Annotated in this window: 15 protein-coding genes; 5 read left to right on the plus strand and 10 right to left on the minus strand. The window is 64.5% G+C overall.

What is annotated here, in order from left to right; genetic code table 11:
• Nucleotides 1–40 precede the first annotated feature (40 nt).
• From EV686_RS11075 to EV686_RS11100, 6 genes are all read right to left on the minus strand, one after another.
• Nucleotides 41–250, minus strand: coding sequence for a hypothetical protein (locus EV686_RS11075; protein WP_132477009.1), 210 nt, complete (start codon nucleotides 248–250; stop codon nucleotides 41–43).
• A 126-nt stretch (nucleotides 251–376) separates the two neighbouring features.
• The gene (locus EV686_RS11080) at nucleotides 377–697 is read right to left on the minus strand and encodes a helix-turn-helix domain-containing protein (RefSeq protein ID WP_132477010.1); all 321 of its coding nucleotides are present in this window, start codon (nucleotides 695–697) and stop codon (nucleotides 377–379) included.
• A 133-nt stretch (nucleotides 698–830) separates the two neighbouring features.
• Nucleotides 831–1,718, minus strand: a complete 888-nt coding sequence (locus EV686_RS11085) for a DMT family transporter (protein WP_132477011.1) — start codon at nucleotides 1,716–1,718, stop codon at nucleotides 831–833.
• Nucleotides 1,715–2,752: an Lnb N-terminal periplasmic domain-containing protein gene (locus EV686_RS11090; RefSeq protein ID WP_377748247.1), complete on the minus strand. Its 1,038-nt coding sequence runs from the start codon at nucleotides 2,750–2,752 to the stop codon at nucleotides 1,715–1,717. Before EV686_RS11090 ends, EV686_RS11085 begins: the two co-directional genes overlap by 4 nt.
• Nucleotides 2,753–2,827: 75 nt before the next feature.
• Nucleotides 2,828–4,348, minus strand: coding sequence for an anthranilate synthase component I (gene trpE / locus EV686_RS11095; RefSeq protein WP_132477012.1), 1,521 nt, complete (start codon nucleotides 4,346–4,348; stop codon nucleotides 2,828–2,830).
• Nucleotides 4,349–4,613: 265 nt separating this feature from the next.
• A complete protein-coding gene (locus EV686_RS11100) occupies nucleotides 4,614–5,270 on the minus strand; it encodes a phosphoglycolate phosphatase (RefSeq protein ID WP_132477013.1) in 657 nt (218 codons plus the stop codon).
• Nucleotides 5,271–5,419: 149 nt separating this feature from the next.
• On the opposite strand from EV686_RS11100, the gene EV686_RS11105 reads away from it, so the two are divergent.
• Nucleotides 5,420–7,321, plus strand: coding sequence for a GGDEF domain-containing protein (locus tag EV686_RS11105; RefSeq protein ID WP_132477014.1), 1,902 nt, complete (start codon nucleotides 5,420–5,422; stop codon nucleotides 7,319–7,321).
• A gap of 66 nt (nucleotides 7,322–7,387) precedes the next feature.
• Here the strand turns inward: EV686_RS11105 and rpe are convergent, their stop codons facing one another.
• The gene (gene rpe / locus EV686_RS11110; RefSeq protein ID WP_132477015.1) at nucleotides 7,388–8,095 is read right to left on the minus strand and encodes a ribulose-phosphate 3-epimerase; all 708 of its coding nucleotides are present in this window, start codon (nucleotides 8,093–8,095) and stop codon (nucleotides 7,388–7,390) included.
• Nucleotides 8,096–8,329: 234 nt separating this feature from the next.
• On the opposite strand from rpe, the gene mltA reads away from it, so the two are divergent.
• From mltA to EV686_RS11125, 3 genes are read left to right on the plus strand one after another with little or no spacing between them, the layout of a single operon-like run.
• Entirely contained in the window at nucleotides 8,330–9,616 is a 1,287-nt protein-coding gene (gene mltA / locus EV686_RS11115; RefSeq protein ID WP_207901760.1) for a murein transglycosylase A, read from the plus strand.
• Nucleotides 9,613–10,788, plus strand: a complete 1,176-nt coding sequence (locus EV686_RS11120) for an FAD-dependent monooxygenase (RefSeq protein WP_132477017.1) — start codon at nucleotides 9,613–9,615, stop codon at nucleotides 10,786–10,788. The genes mltA and EV686_RS11120 overlap by 4 nt, the downstream gene beginning before the upstream one ends.
• A gap of 34 nt (nucleotides 10,789–10,822) precedes the next feature.
• A complete protein-coding gene (locus tag EV686_RS11125; RefSeq protein ID WP_132477018.1) occupies nucleotides 10,823–11,617 on the plus strand; it encodes a DsbC family protein in 795 nt (264 codons plus the stop codon).
• 8 nt (nucleotides 11,618–11,625) lie between these two features.
• On the opposite strand, the gene EV686_RS11130 is transcribed toward EV686_RS11125, so the two are convergent.
• Both EV686_RS11130 and EV686_RS11135 read right to left on the minus strand, forming a co-directional pair.
• Nucleotides 11,626–13,743 (minus strand): putative bifunctional diguanylate cyclase/phosphodiesterase, encoded by a 2,118-nt coding sequence (locus EV686_RS11130; protein ID WP_132477019.1) that lies wholly within the window; start codon nucleotides 13,741–13,743, stop codon nucleotides 11,626–11,628.
• Nucleotides 13,744–13,940: 197 nt separating this feature from the next.
• Nucleotides 13,941–14,723 (minus strand): exodeoxyribonuclease III, encoded by a 783-nt coding sequence (locus tag EV686_RS11135; protein ID WP_132477020.1) that lies wholly within the window; start codon nucleotides 14,721–14,723, stop codon nucleotides 13,941–13,943.
• 198 nt (nucleotides 14,724–14,921) lie between these two features.
• Between EV686_RS11135 and pyrE the strand changes: the two genes are divergently transcribed.
• Complete coding sequence (pyrE, locus tag EV686_RS11140) at nucleotides 14,922–15,599, plus strand: orotate phosphoribosyltransferase (protein ID WP_132477021.1); 678 nt, start codon at nucleotides 14,922–14,924, stop codon at nucleotides 15,597–15,599.
• Here the strand turns inward: pyrE and EV686_RS11145 are convergent.
• Entirely contained in the window at nucleotides 15,549–17,483 is a 1,935-nt protein-coding gene (locus EV686_RS11145; RefSeq protein WP_132477022.1) for an LTA synthase family protein, read from the minus strand. The genes pyrE and EV686_RS11145 overlap by 51 nt on opposite strands.
• Nucleotides 17,484–17,486 lie beyond the last annotated feature (3 nt).

Below are 17,486 nucleotides of genomic sequence, written 5' to 3' on the forward strand. Positions count from 1 at the left end.
GAGTGACCCATCTGCATCGAAACTTCGTTGTGGCGCGAAGTCAGGGGGATGGATTGAATGGGTTCAGCATGTCCGGTGAAACTTCGGCTGCCTGCTTTGCCGTTGTTTCCAGCCATGCGGCCTGCCGCAGTACGAAATCGACGATTTGTTGGGCAAATTGGCGCTGCGCGGGGGAATAAGGCATGCTGTCCAGCAACGGCTGGGCGACGCGGCGGGCGGCCGGCCGGGCTCCAGGGGCAGGCTGGGACACAGCGCGAATGCTTCAGGGAGTTCACGCCATTGCCGGGTGTACTCCAGCTGCCACGCATCGTCCCTGGCCTGGTGTGCAATGGTGGCGACATGTGCGTCGTCCGACCATATTTCAAGCGAAGCGGCTTCAGTCATGTTCGTGGTCCTGGCGGATCAGGCGCCGTAAACCCGTATGTTCTTTGGAAGCGACCAGCAACTGCAAGCCCAGGCCGGACAATACTTGCAGCACCTTGTCCGTACCGATGCCGCCCTTGCCGTTTTCAAGGCGGGAAAGCAAGTCTACGGATACGCCGCAAAGGCTGGCGGCATCATCGATGCGCAAGCCTTGCGCACGCCGTACTTCCCTGATTCGCCAGCCAATGTCCGACAGCTGCACGACGGGCTGAAGTATTGCGGCGGATGCGGCAGACGGCGCCTCTTCAGCGACGCGCAAGAGTTTGTGGCGCATGATGTTCTGTCTGATGATTTCTGATATTCCGAAATTGTCATGGACTTCATGTGCAATCAAGCATTATTTCTGATATTCCGAAATTATCAGGCCTGCCTGGAAGTAGCTGTTGAAATTTCGGAATATCAGAAAATCATCGCTTCCGGCTCTGACGCCACTCGTGGGCGGCGATGCCCATGCCGCTGAGGCATACGGTGCAGATCCCCGCCCAGGTGACGGCGTCGGGTATCTGCCGCCAGACCAGCCAGCCGTAGGTAGTGGCGGCGACGATCTGAAGGTACAGGAAGGGGGACAGCATCGAGGCGGGGCTGTGGCGGTAGGCCTGGATCTGCAGCAGGTGGCCCAATGCGCCGAAAACGCCGGTGGACAGCAGGATCATCCATTGCAGAGGTGTGAAGGTCTGCAGCGCGGGGAGGGCGGCGGGCAGGCTGAACGGCAGGACGGCGGTCAGGCAGATGGTGCCGACCAGGCCGCTCCACACCAGGGTGGTGAAGGGATTGTCGGCGGCCACGCGGCGGGTGGCGATGAATTGCCCTGCGAACAGACAGGCCGTCAACAGGCCGAACGCCACGCCGATCGGATCGAGGCCACCGTTCGGGCGGATGATGAGCAGAACGCCCGCGAAGCCGATGCCGGCAGCCAGCCAGCGCGACAGCCGCATGGGCTCCTTCAGCAGCCACGGCGCGGTGGCCAGCATGATGAGCGGCGCAAGAAAGTTGATGGACGTGGCCTCCGCCTGCGGCAGCCGGCTCAGCGTCATGAAGAACGACATGGTGGCCATCAGCATCAGCAGCCCGCGCAGGATCTGGTTGGGCAGATAGACGCTGCGCAGGGTTTTCAGGCCCTTGGACGGTATCACCAGCGAAAGCACCAGCACCAGGTGCACGATGTAGCGCACCCAGCACATGAACAGCAGCGACACTCCCAGGCCCATGACCCATTTGCCGGCGGTGTCCAGCGCGGACAGCGACCAGGTCGAGGCGAGCAGGAGCAGGACTCCAAGAAGAGGGTGTGGCGTCATTGTTCGGATCGGGCGGGGACGGGAGAGGTGTCGATGCCTGGGACGCCTTCGCGGATGCGCCGGGGGAACTCCGGCGTGTCTCCCGCCGCCAGCGCGCGCTGGGTGATGCGGCCGCGCGCATGCAGGGTTTCGAAAGGGATGCCGGGGGCCAGGCCCTTGTGGTCGTAGGCGTATTCCGCAAAATAGCCGGAGGCCAGCAGCCGGTAGTCCAGCGGCAGGCCGGGGTCGAGCAGGCGCGCAAGATCGAACACGATGGTGGTGCAATTGCTGGTCAGCGTGTTGTAGAAGTCGGGCGTCCGGGCCAACTGGTTGGCCTGGTCCACGTAGGCCAGGAATGCGATGCGCAGGGCTTCCGGCGGCAAGTCCAGCCGATACAGATATACGTCTTCGCCGCGAGCATTGGTGCGGGTCAGTACGATGTCGCGTTCGTCGGAGGCGACGATAATGGTTTCATACTGGCGGAAGAAGCCGGCGATGGCGGAAAAGGATTCGTGCCGCTCCTTGCGGATTTCCAGGGAGAAGACGATCCGGCGTCCGTCGCTGAAGCCGAAGGAAACCAGGGTGTGCGCAATGGCGGGCCCCATCCAGTACGACAGGATCAGGTCGGCGGATTCCAGCTTCGACAGATCATATTCGCGGGTCTCCCAGCGCGGCGTATAGTCGGTTTCGCTGCGCCAGGCGAAGTTGCGCACGTTCTCCAGCGTGACGATGTCGCCCTGGATATGCCCGTGCAGCAGTTGCGCCACGTCATCGGCCCAGATGCGGTCGTGGCTGGGTTTCAGCATGCTCCACCAGCCCAGCAGCAGGGCGAAGACGATCATGTAGCCGACGACGACCCGGCGGCGCGTGCGCAGCGAACGCAGAGCAAGCGCACCCGCGCCCAGCCACAGCGCGATGCCGACGATGCGGGCCGCAAGCGGCCCCTGCGCCTGGTACCAGAGCGCGAACATGCCCCAGATGCCTGTCGCGACGATGAACAAGGCGGTCAGAAGCCGAAGCAGGGGCGAGACGATGCCGGAGGCTGGGTGATTCACAAGCAGGGGTTCCTGTACGCCATACGAGTCGGGAGTGTATCCCGTATGGCGCCGGACAATGCTTTCAGGGCATGTTCAGATGGGCTCGTCCAGGCCGTACTGCACCTGCTCGGCCGCGCGCAGCACGGCGCGGGCCTTGGCTTCGGTTTCCTGCCATTCCTTCTCGGGGTCGGAGTCGGCGACGATGCCCGCGGCGGCCTGCACGTACAGCATGCCGTCCTTGATCAGTCCGGTGCGGATGGCGATGGCCAGGTCCATTTCGCCGCCGTAGCTCAGGTAGCCCGCCGCGCCGCCGTAGATGCCGCGGCGCACGGGCTCGAGCTCGTCGATGATTTCCATGGCGCGCACCTTGGGCGCGCCTGTCAGCGTGCCGGCGGGGAAGGACGCGCGCAGCACGTCCATATTGCTCATGCCGGGCTTCAGGATGCCGGTCACGTTGGACACCAGGTGCATGACGTGCGAGTAGCGCTCAATGGTCATGGTGTCGGTGACTTCCACCGTGCCGGTCTCGGCGACGCGGCCGATGTCGTTGCGCGCCAGGTCGATCAGCATGACGTGCTCGGCGCGTTCCTTGGGATCGGCCAGCAGTTCTTCGGCCAGCGCGGCGTCTTCTTCCGGCGTGCCGCCGCGCTTGCGCGTGCCGGCCAGCGGACGAATGGTGACTTGCGTCTTCTGCTCGCCGTTGCGCACGACGTTTTCCTGGCGCACCAGGATTTCCGGCGATGCGCCCACGACCTGGAAGTTGTCGAAATTCCAGTAGTACATATAGGGCGAAGGGTTGAGCGAACGCAGCGAGCGGTACAGCGACAGCGGCGAATCGCGGAACGGTTTGGCGATGACCTGGCCGACCTGCACCTGCATCAGGTCTCCGGCCATGATGTAGTCCTTGGCCTTGCGCACGGCGGTCAGGTAGTCGTCCTTCCTGAAGTCGCGCCGGGCCTCGGTCTGCATGCTGGCGTAGGCGTAGGGAATGGAGACGGGCATGCGCAGTTTCTCGCGCAGTTGCTTCAGGCGGCGCTTGGCCTGGACGTAGCTTTCCGGCAGGGCGGGGTCGGCGTAGACGACGAGATAGGTCCGGCCTGCCAGGTTGTCGATGATGACCAGCTCGTCGACATGCAGCAGCAGGATGTCGGGCGTGCCCTCGTCCTGTCCGGCGGGGAACGGCTTGACCGCCGGCCCCAGGCGCGGCTCGATGCAGCGCACGGTGTCGTAGCCGAAATAGCCAGCCAGGCCGCCCGCAAAGCGCGGCATGCCGGGGCGGATGGCGATCTTGAAGCGGTCCTGGTAATCGGCGATGAATTGCAGCGGATCGCCTTTGTGAGTTTCGATGACCTGGCCTTTGTGCACGACTTCGGTGGTGTCGCCTGTGGCGCGGATGATGGTCTTGGCGGGCAGGCCGATGAAGGAATAGCGGCCGAAGCGTTCGCCGCCCACCACGGACTCAAGCAGGCAGCTGTTGCGTCCCCCCTCGGGACCGCCATGCGCCAGCTTGAGGTAGATGCCGAGCGGCGTGTCGAGATCGGCGTAGGTTTCGGCGATCAGGGGAATGCGGTTGTAGCCTTGGGATGCCAGTGCCTTGAATTCAATTTCTGTCATGTGTGTCTCGATGCGTGGGTTTTTTGCATGAGGCCGGACGCAAACACGAAAAGCCCGGCCATAAAAAGGTTCCGGGCGGTGTGCGGATGATGGGGACTTCGGCGCGCGACAGGCGTGTGACTGGTGTGCGCCGGGAGCATGCTGCCGCTACCCGGAATGGCGCGAACGCCACCAGCGCCAATAGGCGGAGGTCTGGTTCAGGTGCCGGGCGGCTGCGGTAGTCATGGTGTGCGGTCTGGTGCGTGGATGGACTTGCCTGGGTTTTTCAGTGCGCCGCCAGCCATTCGGCGGCATCCAGGATTGACGCAACTATAGCATCGACTTCGAGACTGCGCACGTCGTGGCCCTCGTTGTAGCCGTAGGGAACGGCCAGCATGCGCATGCCTGCGGCGCGCGCGGCCTGCGCGTCGTTGACGGAGTCGCCGATCATGACGGCCTGGGCGGGCGTCGCGCCAAGCAACCGGCAGGCATGCAGCAGCGGCTCGGGGTGCGGCTTGGCGTGTGCGCAGGTGTCGCCCGAGACGGAGGCATCGACGAAAGGAGCGATGCCAGTGCGCTCGAGCAGCGGCTGGGTGAACTGCGCCGGCTTGTTGGTGACGACGGCCAGTTTCAGGCCCATGTCGCGCAAACGCGACAGGCCCTCCATGGCGCCGGGATAGGGTTTTGCATGGCGGCCGTTGCAGTCCTGGTAATGATGGCGGAACCGCGCCATGGCTTCCTGATGGCTTTGTCCGGGGGCGTCGGACAGGGAGCGCTGCACCAGCACGGCGGCGCCTTTGCCGATGTAGGTTCCGATGCGCCCGGTGTCCAGCGCGGGCAGGCCCAGATCGGCCCGCATGCCGTTGACCGCCTGGGCGAGATCGGGCAGCGAGTCCAGCAGGGTGCCGTCCAGATCCAGCAATACTGCGGAGAACTTCATCATTTGGTCATTCTTGATGCGTATCATTCATTGTTTTATTAGTGTGGCACAGTTTTGATTTTGCGACTGGCGGGGCATTACGGTATCGTTACGCAATTGCCGGTTCCGCATCCCGCAAATCGGTCCCCCCGCGAGGCAAGCAAGCCGAACCCATGAAACCTTATGGCGACCCCGTTGCCGGTGTCAATGCATCTCCCGTTCCGGAGGCGCACACGCGCCTGTTGAGCGGTTTTGGCGATATCCTGGAACGCAGGGCGCTTACGCCATTGTTCCAGCCCATTGCCGATCTGCGTACGGGCGACATCGTCGGCTACGAGGGCCTGATCCGCGGCCCGGTCGACAGCCAGTTGTTTTCCCCCGAAGTGTTGTTCCGCGTCGCCGGCGCAAGCGGGCGCTCCCTCGAGCTCGAAAGCCTTTGCCGCGCCGCGCACATCGCGCGCTTCCATGAGCTGGGCCTGGAGGGCAAGCTATTCCTGAACGTCAGCCCTGAAGTACTGCTGCACCCGGCTCAAGGCCTGGATATCCTGCACCAGCGGTCTGGGGCGGGCGATGACGACATCGGCTCCCTGGTCATCGAGCTGACCGAATCCGCTTCCACCTCCAGCTACGATCGCTTGCGGCAGGCCGCGGCCGATTACCGCAGCTATGGCCTGCAGGTCGCCATCGATGACCTGGGCGCCGGCTTTTCCAGCCTGCGGCTATGGTCCGAGCTGCGGCCGGAATTCGTCAAGATAGACAAGTATTTCATCCGCGGGCTGGAGTCCGATCCGGTCAAGCGGCAGTTCGTCCGGTCCATCCTGGAAATCGCGCGCCAGTCCTGCTCCCTGGTGATCGCCGAAGGCATCGAGACGCCTGCCGAGCTCGAGGCCGTGATCCGCATCGGCATTCCGCTGGGGCAGGGTTTCTATCTGTCAAGGCCGGCCGGCATGCCAGCCAGGAAGCTGCCGCAGTCGCTGCTGGAGACGATGGCCGCGATGTCCGAGCATCGCGGCGACCGCGCCATATCGGTGGCTGTGCGCAAGCCGACGGCGCGCAGCATCCTGCGCTCGGTGCCGGTGGTGGAGCACAGCGCGCGGACCAATGAGGTGTACGAGATATTCAAGCAGCAGGCGGATCTGCAGGCGCTGGTCGTGCAGCGCCATGGCAAGCCGATCGGCCTGATCAACCGGTTGCGGATGCTGGAGCGGCTGGCCAGGCCCTATCACCGCGAACTGTATGGCGGCAAGCCTTGTTCGCAGTTCATCGAAAACGAGCCTTTGGTGGTGGATCATGCAACCAGCCTGCAGGAATTGGGGCACCTGATCACCGAGGTCAGTCCGCAGCACTTGAGCGACGGCTTCATCATCGTCGAGGATGGGCGGTGCATCGGGGTCGGCAACGGCCAGGACCTGATCCGCGAAATCACCCAGATGCAGCTGAAGGCGGCGCGGTATGCGAATCCCCTGACGCAACTGCCGGGCAATGTGCCGGTCAGCGAATACATCGAAGGGCTGCTGCGGGCAGGCGAACCGTTTGCGGTTTGCCACTGCGATCTGGACAACTTCAAGCCCTTCAACGATCTGTACGGCTACCTGAAGGGGGACGAAGTCATTCAGATGACGGCCGACCTCCTGCGCGAATGCACGGATCCGGACAAGGATTTCCTCGGGCATGTGGGCGGCGATGATTTCATCATCGTGTTCGGCAGCGCCGATTGGCGGGAGCGCTGCGAAACCATTCTGCAGCGCTTCATGCCCGCTACGCAGTCCATCTACAGGCAGGCCGACGTGCTGGCCGGAGGCTACACCACCCGCAACAGGCAAGGCCAGGAGGTCTTCCACGACCTGGTCACGATCTCGCTGGGCATCACCACCATTCCAGGCAACACAGGGCTGTCCAGCCATTTCGTGGCGGAGCTGGCGGCTTCGGCCAAGGCGCAGGCCAAGAAGACGGCTGGCAATGCCATGTTCGTCGAGCGCCGCAGCACGCCTCGGGAAATACCGGCCAGGCAACGCGAGCCAGGCGCGTCGGAGCTGGCCGATCTGCGCGCCAGAAGAGTGGCGGCCTCGGGCTGAGCCGGGGCCCGGCGCGTACCAGGCGGCATGAAGCTCAAGCCGCGCCGGCCAGTGCGGCCGAAGCGCTTACGCTTGCAGCGACTCCCCTTTCAGGATTTCCCTGCGCATCTCTTCGATGACCGCCTTGTAGTCGGGTTTGCCGAAAATGGCGGAGCCGGCCACGAAGGTGTCTGCGCCCGCCGCGCGGATGGCGGCGATATTGTCGGCCTTGACGCCGCCGTCGACCTCCAGGGCGATGGGCTGTCCGCCCGCCTGCACCCAGGCGTCGATGCGCGCGCGGGTCTGCTTCAGCTTGGCCAGAGTGGAGGGGATGAAGGCCTGCCCGCCGAAGCCTGGATTGACCGACATCAGCAGGACGATGTCCAGCTTGTCCATGACGTGATCCATCCAGGCCAGCGGCGTGGCGGGATTGAATACCAGGCCTGCCCGGCAGCCGTGGTCATGGATCAGGGACAGGGTGCGGTCAGGGTGGCGCGACGCTTCCGGGTGGAAGGTGATGATGTTTGCGCCGGCCTTGGCGAACTGGGGAACCAGCGCATCGACGGGCTCCACCATCAGGTGCACGTCGATCGGCGCCTCGGTGTGCGGGCGGATGGCCTCGCAGACCATGGGTCCGATGCTGAGATTGGGAACGAAATGGTTGTCCATCACGTCGAAGTGAATCCAGTCGGCTCCGGCCGCGATGACGTTGCGGACTTCTTCGCCCAGGCGGGCGAAATCGGCGGCCAGGAGACTGGGGGATATGCGGGCGGGCGGCAGCGGAAGATTTGACATGGAACAATGAGTTTCACAGGTTGTTCGGGACACCGTTTGGCGTTACTGTGCCATTATTGCAGTTTTCCCGCCCGGACTGCCCGGCAGAACCGCCGGGCAGTCCGGTGTTCGTTCCGGATGCCGCTCCCGGGGCCGTCCCCGGTGCAGCGGGCATGCGCGGCCGCCCACCATGGGCGGGCGCCGATCCGGCCGTAGCCGTCATCCGAAATACCGAAAGATTGCTGAATGCTGAATCTGAAACGACTCTCCTCCTTCGGCCTGCTGGCGCTGCTGGCCGCTTGTTCCTCGGTTCCCCCGCACGATACGGGCTTTCCCGCCGAGCCTGGCGAAAGCGGCAAGCCTGCGGTGGACGACATCGCCGCCCGTCCGCTGCAGGTGCCCGATCTGTCGGTATTGCCGGAAACCAGTCCGCGCGTGCTCAAGGGGAAGTTCCTGGCCGTGACCTGGGCGGCGCTGCCCGGCTGGAACGAGGATGACCTGTCCCTGGTCTGGAAGGGGTTCCTGAATAACTGCAAGGGTCTGATGCGTCCCGTTTCCGGGTCGCTGGCCATGCCCGCGCGCGCCGCGCCGCGCGCCTGGCAGCCGGTCTGCAAGGCCGCGGCCGCCATGGGCGAAAGCGCGGGCCAGGCGGAAGTTCGGGCATTCCTGCAGCAGCATCTGCAGCCCTGGCGGCTGCTGGATGCGGCGGGCAAACCGGCGCGCAATACGGTCACGGGCTATTACGAGCCGCTGGTGCGGGCGTCGCGCAAGCGCGACGGCGCCTACCAGTGGCCGCTCTACGCCGCGCCGGACGATCTGCTGACCATCGACCTGGGGTCGCTGTATCCCGAGCTGGCGGGCAAGCGGGTGCGCGGCAAGCTGCAGGGCAAGCGCGTGGTTCCCTACGATACGCGGGCCGATATCGCGGCCGCGGCGTCCCCGCCGAAGGCCATCGTGATGGTCGATGATCCAGTCGAGGCGTTTTTCCTGCAGATACAGGGATCGGGGCGTGCGCAGCTGCCCAATGGCTCCATGATCCGCCTGGCCTATGCCGATCACAATGGCTGGCCGTATTCGTCCATCGGCCGCTGGCTGGCCGACCAGGGAGAGCTGCCTCTGGCGCAGACTTCCATGCAGAACATCAAGGCCTGGGCGCAGCGCAATCCCGCGCGCGTGCAGGAGATGCTCAACGCCAACAAGGCCATGGTGTTCTTCCGCGAAGAGCCCGTCATCGATCCGGAGCTGGGGCCCAAGGGCGCCTACGGCATTCCGCTGGTCGGCGAGCGGGCGATCGCCGTGGATCCCGAATTCGTGCCCCTGGGCGCGCCGGTGTTCCTGGCGACTCAGTATCCAGCGGAGCAGCGCCCGCTGCGCCGCCTGGTGTTCGCCCAGGATACCGGGGCCGCCATCAAGGGGGCGGCCAGGGCCGATTACTATTGGGGCTTCGGAGACCAGGCTGGCGCCCAGGCTGGGCGCATGAAGCAGCAGGGTGAAATGTGGGTCTTGTGGCCCAAGCAGGCAGGAGCGCCTTCGGCACGATGAGTCAGGATACGATTGTTGTCTGCGGTGCAGGCATTGCAGGGCTGGCGGCCGCCGTCGGCCTGTTCAAGAAGGGTTTCAGGGTCAGCCTGCTGGGGCCGCAGGTGGCTTTGCCGCCGGCTCGCGACGATGCCTATCATCCCCGGGTCTACGCCATTTCGCAGGCCAGCCAGCAGTTCCTGGCGCAGCTCGGCGCCTGGCGCCTGATGGATGCGCGGCGCGTGACGGCAGTGGAATCCATGCAGGTGTTCGGAGATGCCAGCGGCGAAGTGAATCTGCACGCCTGGCAGGCGGCGCAGCCGGCGCTGGCCTGGATCGTCGAGTCGGGCGAGCTGGAGCGCGCGCTGCGTCAGGTGGCCGATGTGCTGGGCGTGCCCTGGCACGGCGAGGCCTTGCGTTCGCTGGAGCCGGGCGCGGTAGTCGCCGAGTCCGGCAAGCGCCTGGCCGCGGACCTGGTCGTCGGCGCAGATGGCGCATCGTCGGCCGTGCGCGCGGCGGCGGGCATTGCGCATCATTCCTCGCCTTATGGCGATACGGGCGTGGTGACGCATCTGGATGCCGAATTGCCGCATCAGGGCGCGGCGATGCAATGGTTTATGGGCGACAGCGTGCTGGCCTTGCTGCCCATGCCGGATACGGCGGCGGGCGCGCAGGTGTCCATGGTCTGGTCCATGCCGGCCGGCAAGGCAGAAACCTTATTGGCATTGCCCGCGCAGGAGCAGGCGCAGTGGCTGGAAGCCCGGCTTGCGCATGCAACGCAAGGCGCGCTGGGCCGCCTGAAGGTCCGCAGTCCCGTGTTCGGCTTTCCGCTGTTCCTGGAGCACAGCGATATGATTGCGCCGGGCGTGGCCCTGGTCAGCGATGCCGCGCACCGCGTGCATCCGCTGGCGGGGCAGGGGCTGAATCTTGGGCTGGGCGACGTCCAGGCGCTGGTCGAGGTGCTGGCGCAAAAAGAAGCTTTCCGCCGCGCCGGCGACTTGGCCGTGCTGCGCCGCTATCGGCGCAGGCGGGCCGAGCCGCTGCTGGCCATGCGGCTGGCGACCGATGGGTTGCACCGCCTGTTTTCCGTACAGGCGCCGCCGATCGCATGGGCGCGCAACGCGGGCATGGCGCTGGTCGACCGCGCGCCGCTGCTCAAGCAGCTTCTCATCGCGGGCGCCGCCGGCAGGCAGTAGGAAGCGCAAACGAGTAACACAAGGAGTCAATCGCATGTACTGGAAAAGTCTGGCCGCCGCGGGCGCGGCCTTGCTCATAGGGGCCGGTCCGGCCTGGGCCGATGAAACACAGCCCTCGGCGCCGCAACCGGAGGCGGCGCAGGAAGCCGTCAGGCAGGAAGTGACCGCCGTCACGATCGCAACGCCGGAACAGATCCAGGAACGCTTCGAGGCCAGGTTCCCTGGCGTCGAGGTAAGCGAGGTGCGCGACACGCCCTTCGACGGCCTGTACGAGATTCGCATCGGGCGGGATCTGCTGTATGCGGATGCCAATGTCGATTTCCTGCTCCAGGGGGCGCTGATCGACACTCAGAGCCGCAAGGACCTGACCGCGCAGCGGCTCGAGGAATTGAGCCGCGTGGCGTTCTCCGACCTTCCGCTGGAGATCGCCGTCAAGCAGGTGTATGGCGATGGCACGCATCAGCTGGCGGTATTCGAAGACCCCAACTGCGGCTACTGCAAACGGTTCCACAAGACGCTGCAGGAAGTCGGCGACACGACGGTGTACACCTTCCTGTTCCCCATTCTGTCGGACGATTCCACTGTCAAGTCGCGCAATGTCTGGTGCGCGAAGGACCAGGCGAAAGTCTGGAAGGCCTGGATGCTCGACGGCGAGACGCCGCCGGAAGCTGAGTGCGACATGCCGCTGGACGATCTCATGGCGCTGGGCCGGCGCCTGATGGTCGAGGGCACGCCCGCCATCGTGTTTGCCGACGGCAGCCGCGTCAATGGCGCCATGACGCAGGAAGCGCTGGAAGAGAAGCTGGCTTCGCTCGCCAAGGGCTCGTAGCGGCCCGCTCAGTCCTGCCGCGCCAGCCAGCGTTCCAGTTCGGCCGGCGGCAGGGGGCGGGAGATCAGGTAGCCCTGCAGGGCGTTGCAGTGCTGGCGCTGCAGGAACTCGCGCTGTTTTTCCGTTTCCACGCCTTCCGCCACGACGTGCAGCCCGAGGTTCTCGGCCAGTTGCAGGATCGAGCGCGTCAATATCTGCGCCGTGGTGCTGTGCTCCAGATCGGAAATAAAGCTGCTGTCCAGCTTCAGCTCCTGGATGGGCAGATGGTGCAGATGGCCCAGGCTGGAGTAGCCGGTGCCGAAATCGTCCAATGACAGCAGGATGCCCAGGTCGTGCAGGGCGGAGACATTGATGCCGATGGTCTGGTCCGGATGCAGGACGGCGCTTTCCGTAATCTCGAGTGTCAGGTCGCACGGCTGCAGCTTGCAGGCGGACAGGATGGCGGCGACCTTGCCGGGCAGGCCGGGGTTCTGCAGGTTGACCGCGGACAGGTTGACGGCGACGCGCGGAATGGGAAGCCCGCGGCTGCGCCATTGAGCGAGCTGCCTGCAGGCGTGATCCATGGTCCAGAATGCGATGTCGTCGATGAGATCGGACTCTTCGGCAAGGGGGATGAATTTCGCGGGCGGGATGTTGCCCAGTTCGGGGTGCTGCCAGCGCGTCAGGGCTTCCAGGCCCAGCAAGCCTGTATCGGGATCGCTGCCGACCTGCGGCTGGTAGTGCATGTGCAGCTTGTTCGTGCGCAGCGCATCGCGCAGGTCGTTTTCGAGGCGCAGGCGTTCTTGTACCACCTGGTTCATGTCGGGCTGGAATACGCGGATGCTCTGGCGGCTGTCGTCGGCCGCATATTGCATGGCGACCGATGCGTGGCGCACCAGCGTGTCGAAGTCGTCGCTGTCGTCCGGACTGGCGGCGATGCCGATGCTGATGTTGCTTTGATACGAAAGGCTGTCGTCCAGCAGCACGGGCTTGCGCAGTTCATGCAGGAAGCGTTCCGCGGCCGCGAGCGCTTGCTGCGTGGAGCAGCATGGCAGCACGATGACGATTTTATCGACTGCGATGATGCCGGTGATGTCGGATTGGCGCGTGGCATTCTGGATGCGCCGGATCAAGGCTTGACGCAGGCTGTCGATGCTGTCGTCGGTATGCGCGGCGGCCGCGCGGTTGATGTCGTGCAGCTTGATCAGCAACAGGGACAGCGGCAGGGCGCTGTGCCGATGGCGGTAGAGCAGGCGCGTCACGCTGGATTGCAGCATGCTGCGGTTGGGCAGGCCAGTGCTGCTGTCGTAGAAGGTCAGGTGATGGATGTGCTCGCGCGTTTTTTCGCGCTCCAGCGCGATCCGGCAGAATTGCAGACAGGTGCGCACCAGAGGGTTGCTGTCCGGGCGATACTGGATCTCGTTCCTGGACAGCAGGGCCAGCACGGCCAGTACGGCGCCGCTGTCGCTCTTGACTGGGAGCGCGCTGCAGGAGCGCATCCCCGCATTCACGGCGGCCCGCCGGCAGTGGATGTAGTGAGGATGGCCCGAAATGTCGCCGGCGTACAGGTCGTCTCCGGTGCTGGCCGCCATGGAGCAGATATCCATGCGTCCGCTCGTTTCGAGTGTTTCGTACGCCTTCAGCAATTCCGGAGGCGTATCTTCCGGAGCGATCGGATGATGCAGGCGGCCGCGCTCGTCGGCCAGCAGCAGGATCGCCCGGCTGTCGGGCATCAGTTGTTCCAGATCGGCGCATAGCCGCTGAAGGGTGTCGTGCAGCGGGCGTGCCTGCATGACGGCATCCAGCGCCGTGCTTTGCATGCCGGTCACGGGATCGTCGTACAAAAACAGCGTGTGCAGCGTACGGCCGTCGTGCTGTTGCGTATCGGTCAGCACGCGCATGGGGTGCTGGCGGCCTTTGGCGTCGCGCACGAGCAGGAATGCGCCCGGCTTGAGTTGCGGCCTGCCCGTGGCGCCGTCGGTGTGCGCGGGAAGCAGCGTCGCCAGCTTCCGGCCTTGCACTTCCTCGGCCCGCCGTTGCCAGAGCGCTTCCGCGCCCGCATTGAAGAGCAGGATGGCGCCCTCGTCATCGACAACCAGGGTCGCGATGCGGGACCGCTTCAGGATATCGATGGGCATTTGATTCATTGGCGATAGGCTTTGCTTGAGGAAAAGAAGTCTCTGCGCATCAGGGTTGGCCCGGCGCGAGCGGGAAGCGCCGCCATGGAAGCGTCGAAAATCAAATGCCGGGTATGACTATATTGACAGTGTAAGTTTGATAAATTCTTTTCATTATATTCACTTGTGAATATTGGTGACAACTTGTAATATGAAAATTTGCCTGCTTACCAGGTGTAGTCGATCGTCAGGGGCGCGTGGTCGCTGAAGCGCTCGTCCTTGTAGATGGACGCCTGCCTGGCCTTGCCGGCAAGGCCAGGCGTGGCGATCTGGTAATCGATGCGCCAGCCCACGTTCTTGGCCCAGGCCTGGCCGCGGTTGCTCCACCAAGTGTATTGCTCCGCGTCGGGCACCAGTTGCCGGAACACGTCGACGAAGCCGCGCCGGTCGAAGACCTCGGTCAGCCATTGCCGTTCTTCGGGCAGGAAGCCCGAGTTCTTCAGGTTGCCCTTCCAGTTCTTCAGGTCGATTTCCTTGTGCGCGATGTTCCAGTCGCCGCAGATGACGAACTCGCGTCCGGTGCTGCGGTGTTCCTGCATCAGGGCGTCGATCCAGTCGCCGAAATGGTCCAGGAAGCGGTATTTGGCCTGCTGGCGCTCGTCGCCGCTGGATCCTGACGGCAGGTAGGCGCTGATGACGGAAAAGTCCTTCCAGTCGGCGCGCAGGATGCGGCCTTCGCGGTCGAACTCGGGGCAGTCCATGCCTTCCGCGATGCTGGCGGCTTGGTCGCGCAGGTAGATGCCGACGCCGCTGTAGCCCTTCTTTTCGGCATGATGAAAAAAGCCCTGGTAGCCGGGCGGATTGCGCAGGTCCTCGGTCAGGTCGTCGCTACTGATCTTGATTTCCTGCAGGCATACGATGTGCGGGCTGTTGGCTTCGAGCCAGGGCTGCAGACCTTTGCGGAAGGCGGACCGGATGCCGTTGACGTTCAGGGATGTAATGCGTAGCACGTTGATGCTCCTGCCTGTGATCGTGGTGAAAGCGTTGAAGGCCAACAGTATATGGGCTTACGCCGGGATTTGCCCCGGAGGGGCCCGGAACCGGCAGCGGGGATGCTGCTTCCGGTGCCTCCATGTTCCGTGTGGCGGTGCTGCCGCTTTTGCCGGATAATGACGCGTTTTCATTCAATATGACCGGATGATCCAGGCATGTCAGTCGAACAATCAGCAAACCGTACGGATTTTGTGCGCTTCTCCCTGCAGCAGGATGTACTGCGCTTTGGCGAATTCAAGGTGAAATCCGGCCGCCTGAGTCCCTATTTCTTCAATGCCGGCCTGTTCAATACCGGCGCATCGCTGGGTCGCCTGGCGCAATTCTACGCGCAGGCGCTGGTCGATTCCGGCCTTCAGTTCGACATGCTGTTCGGTCCGGCCTACAAGGGCATACCGCTGGCGGCCGCCACGGCGATCGCGCTGGCGCAGCACCCGTCGCGCGGGCAGGCCGACGTTCCGTTCGCCTTCAACCGCAAGGAAGCCAAGGATCACGGCGAAGGCGGCACCGTGGTGGGTGCTCCCCTGCAGGGCAAGGTAGTGATCATCGACGACGTGATCACGGCCGGCACTTCCGTGCGCGAATCCGTGGAGATCATCCGCCAGGCCGGGGCCGAGCCCGCGGCTGTGCTGATCGCGCTGGACCGCATGGAGCGCGCCGGCGCGGACGACGCTCTGTCGGCGCACTCGGCGGTGCAGGAAGTCAGCCAGCGCTACGGCATGCCGGTGGTCAGCATCGCGTCGCTGGCGGACATCATGCAATTCCTGGAAGGCAATGCCGGGCTGTCAGCGCACCGCGAGGCGGTTGCTGCCTACAGGCGGCGCTACGGGGTCTGATCGCAGCGCTTCGCCCGGCGCAAAAGGATATTGCGCCGTCTTGCCCGAGAAGAGCAGGTCCTGTGTGTAGCGCGTATAGGCAAGGGCGTCTTCCAGCATGGCGCGGAAGTCCGGCGCATCGCATGCTGTGCGCGTCTGGGACAGGCCTGCGTCGTCCAGATTGAAGCACTGGGCTGGCGCCGCTTCGTTGGCGCTGTCGAAGCTGATCATCCTGTCCTTCTCCAGCCAGTTGACGATGCTGCCCTGCGAGAAGCTGGCTTTGCCGTCGTAGCCGCCGTTCAGCAGCGACTTGCCCGTGAACCAGGGAACATAGCCGCCCAGCCATTCCATGATGGTGGGAGCAATGTCGCGCTGCGAAGCGTTGACGTGGCGATGCTGCGCGGGTAGCGATCCATCGGTCGAGAACATCAGGAAAGGAATGGCCTTGCCCGTTGTGCCGGGGCCGTCCGCCGTCTTGGTGTGGTCTGCCACCAGGACGACGAGCGTCGGTTCTTTGGCGGCTTCCCTGACTGCCTTGATGAAGCGTTCCAGGGCGCCATCCGCATGGCGGGTCACCGCCCTGCGGATGGCGACAGGACTCTCCTTGCCGTAGATATAGTCCGCTTCGTCGGGCAGGAACGTGTCGTGCGTGCTGTTGGTGTTGATGGCCATGAAGAAGGGAAAAGGCAGCGCCTGCATGGTCCGTTGCGCGAACGCATAGACGCCGTCGTCCATGTACCCCCAGTGGTTCGTCGGCCCCTCGAAGCCGGGATCGGACTTACCGTACGAATGCTCGAATCCCAGGCTTTGCGCGAAAGCGCCCACGATGCCTTTGCCGCTGCCCTGCACGAAATGCGTCTGCCAGCCCGCTTCCTGCAGCAGGCGCGGCAGGCACCGGTAAGGCAGCGTCTGCAATTGCGTGCCGGCCACGCCGGTTCCGATGGGATTGGGAAATGAGCAGAAAACGGAGAACATGCCTTCCACCGTGCGCTGTGCGTCCGCGTACATGCTGGAGGTGCTGAAGCTGCCGGCGCGCAGGCTGTCGAAGAACGGCGCGGCATCCGCCTCGGCGGCATAGCTGTGCAGGTCCGCGGCGGTCCAGCTTTCCAGCAGCACCAGGATGATATTGGCGTGTTTCAGTCCGTCCAGCGCCGGGGCCCGCGGGGCGGCCCACTGCCGGACGCGCTGCAGATCCTCCTCGCGCGGGGCCGCGCTCAGTTGCCGGGCGGCTTTTCTGGAGCCCTTGCGCAGATAATAGGTCATGGCGTAGGGCGCGTTCCAGGCCAGCTTGGCCTGTTCGGGGCTGCCGATGTTGTAGACGCTCATGGGTGTCTGCGGAACATCCATCCAGCCGCCGCGCACGGCGGTGACCGGCAGGCCGATGCTCGCCACCCAGAACAGCGCCAGGCCCGCGTAGCTTGAATGGATGGAAAACCCGGGAAGCGCCAGGCGCTTGCAAAGGATGGCGCTGACGGCAAGCAGCAGCAGGGCGATGGCGGAGTGCGCGGGATAGTCGGACAGCGCCGTGCCGATCAGGCCGCCTTCCATGTCGGCGCCGGTAAAGAGCTCGAAGGTGATGTGGCGTCCCACGTCCTGGGTATAGATGGCATCGACGGCGGTGCTGCCGACGGCCCAGAACAGGCAGGCCAGCAGCACGATCCGGGTCAGCGGAAAGCGCCTGGACCAGAAATTCTCCGCAAAGTAGGCTAGGGTCGCGAGCAGGCTCAGCGCCGCCGTCGCGCTCAGGTCCAGCTTCAGGCCCCAAAGCAGGCTCGCAGCATTGCCTTCGGTGGACAGCAGCGCACGCAGGTTCGGATTGAGCAAGGTAAAGATGAGCTTGCTCAGTACGACGGCGGCAAAGATCAGGAACAGGAATTTCAGGGTCTGCGAAATCAGCGTCTTCATGCG

This window comes from Paracandidimonas soli, from assembly GCF_004342005.1.
Classification (GTDB): Bacteria; Pseudomonadota; Gammaproteobacteria; order Burkholderiales; family Burkholderiaceae_B; genus Paracandidimonas; species Paracandidimonas soli.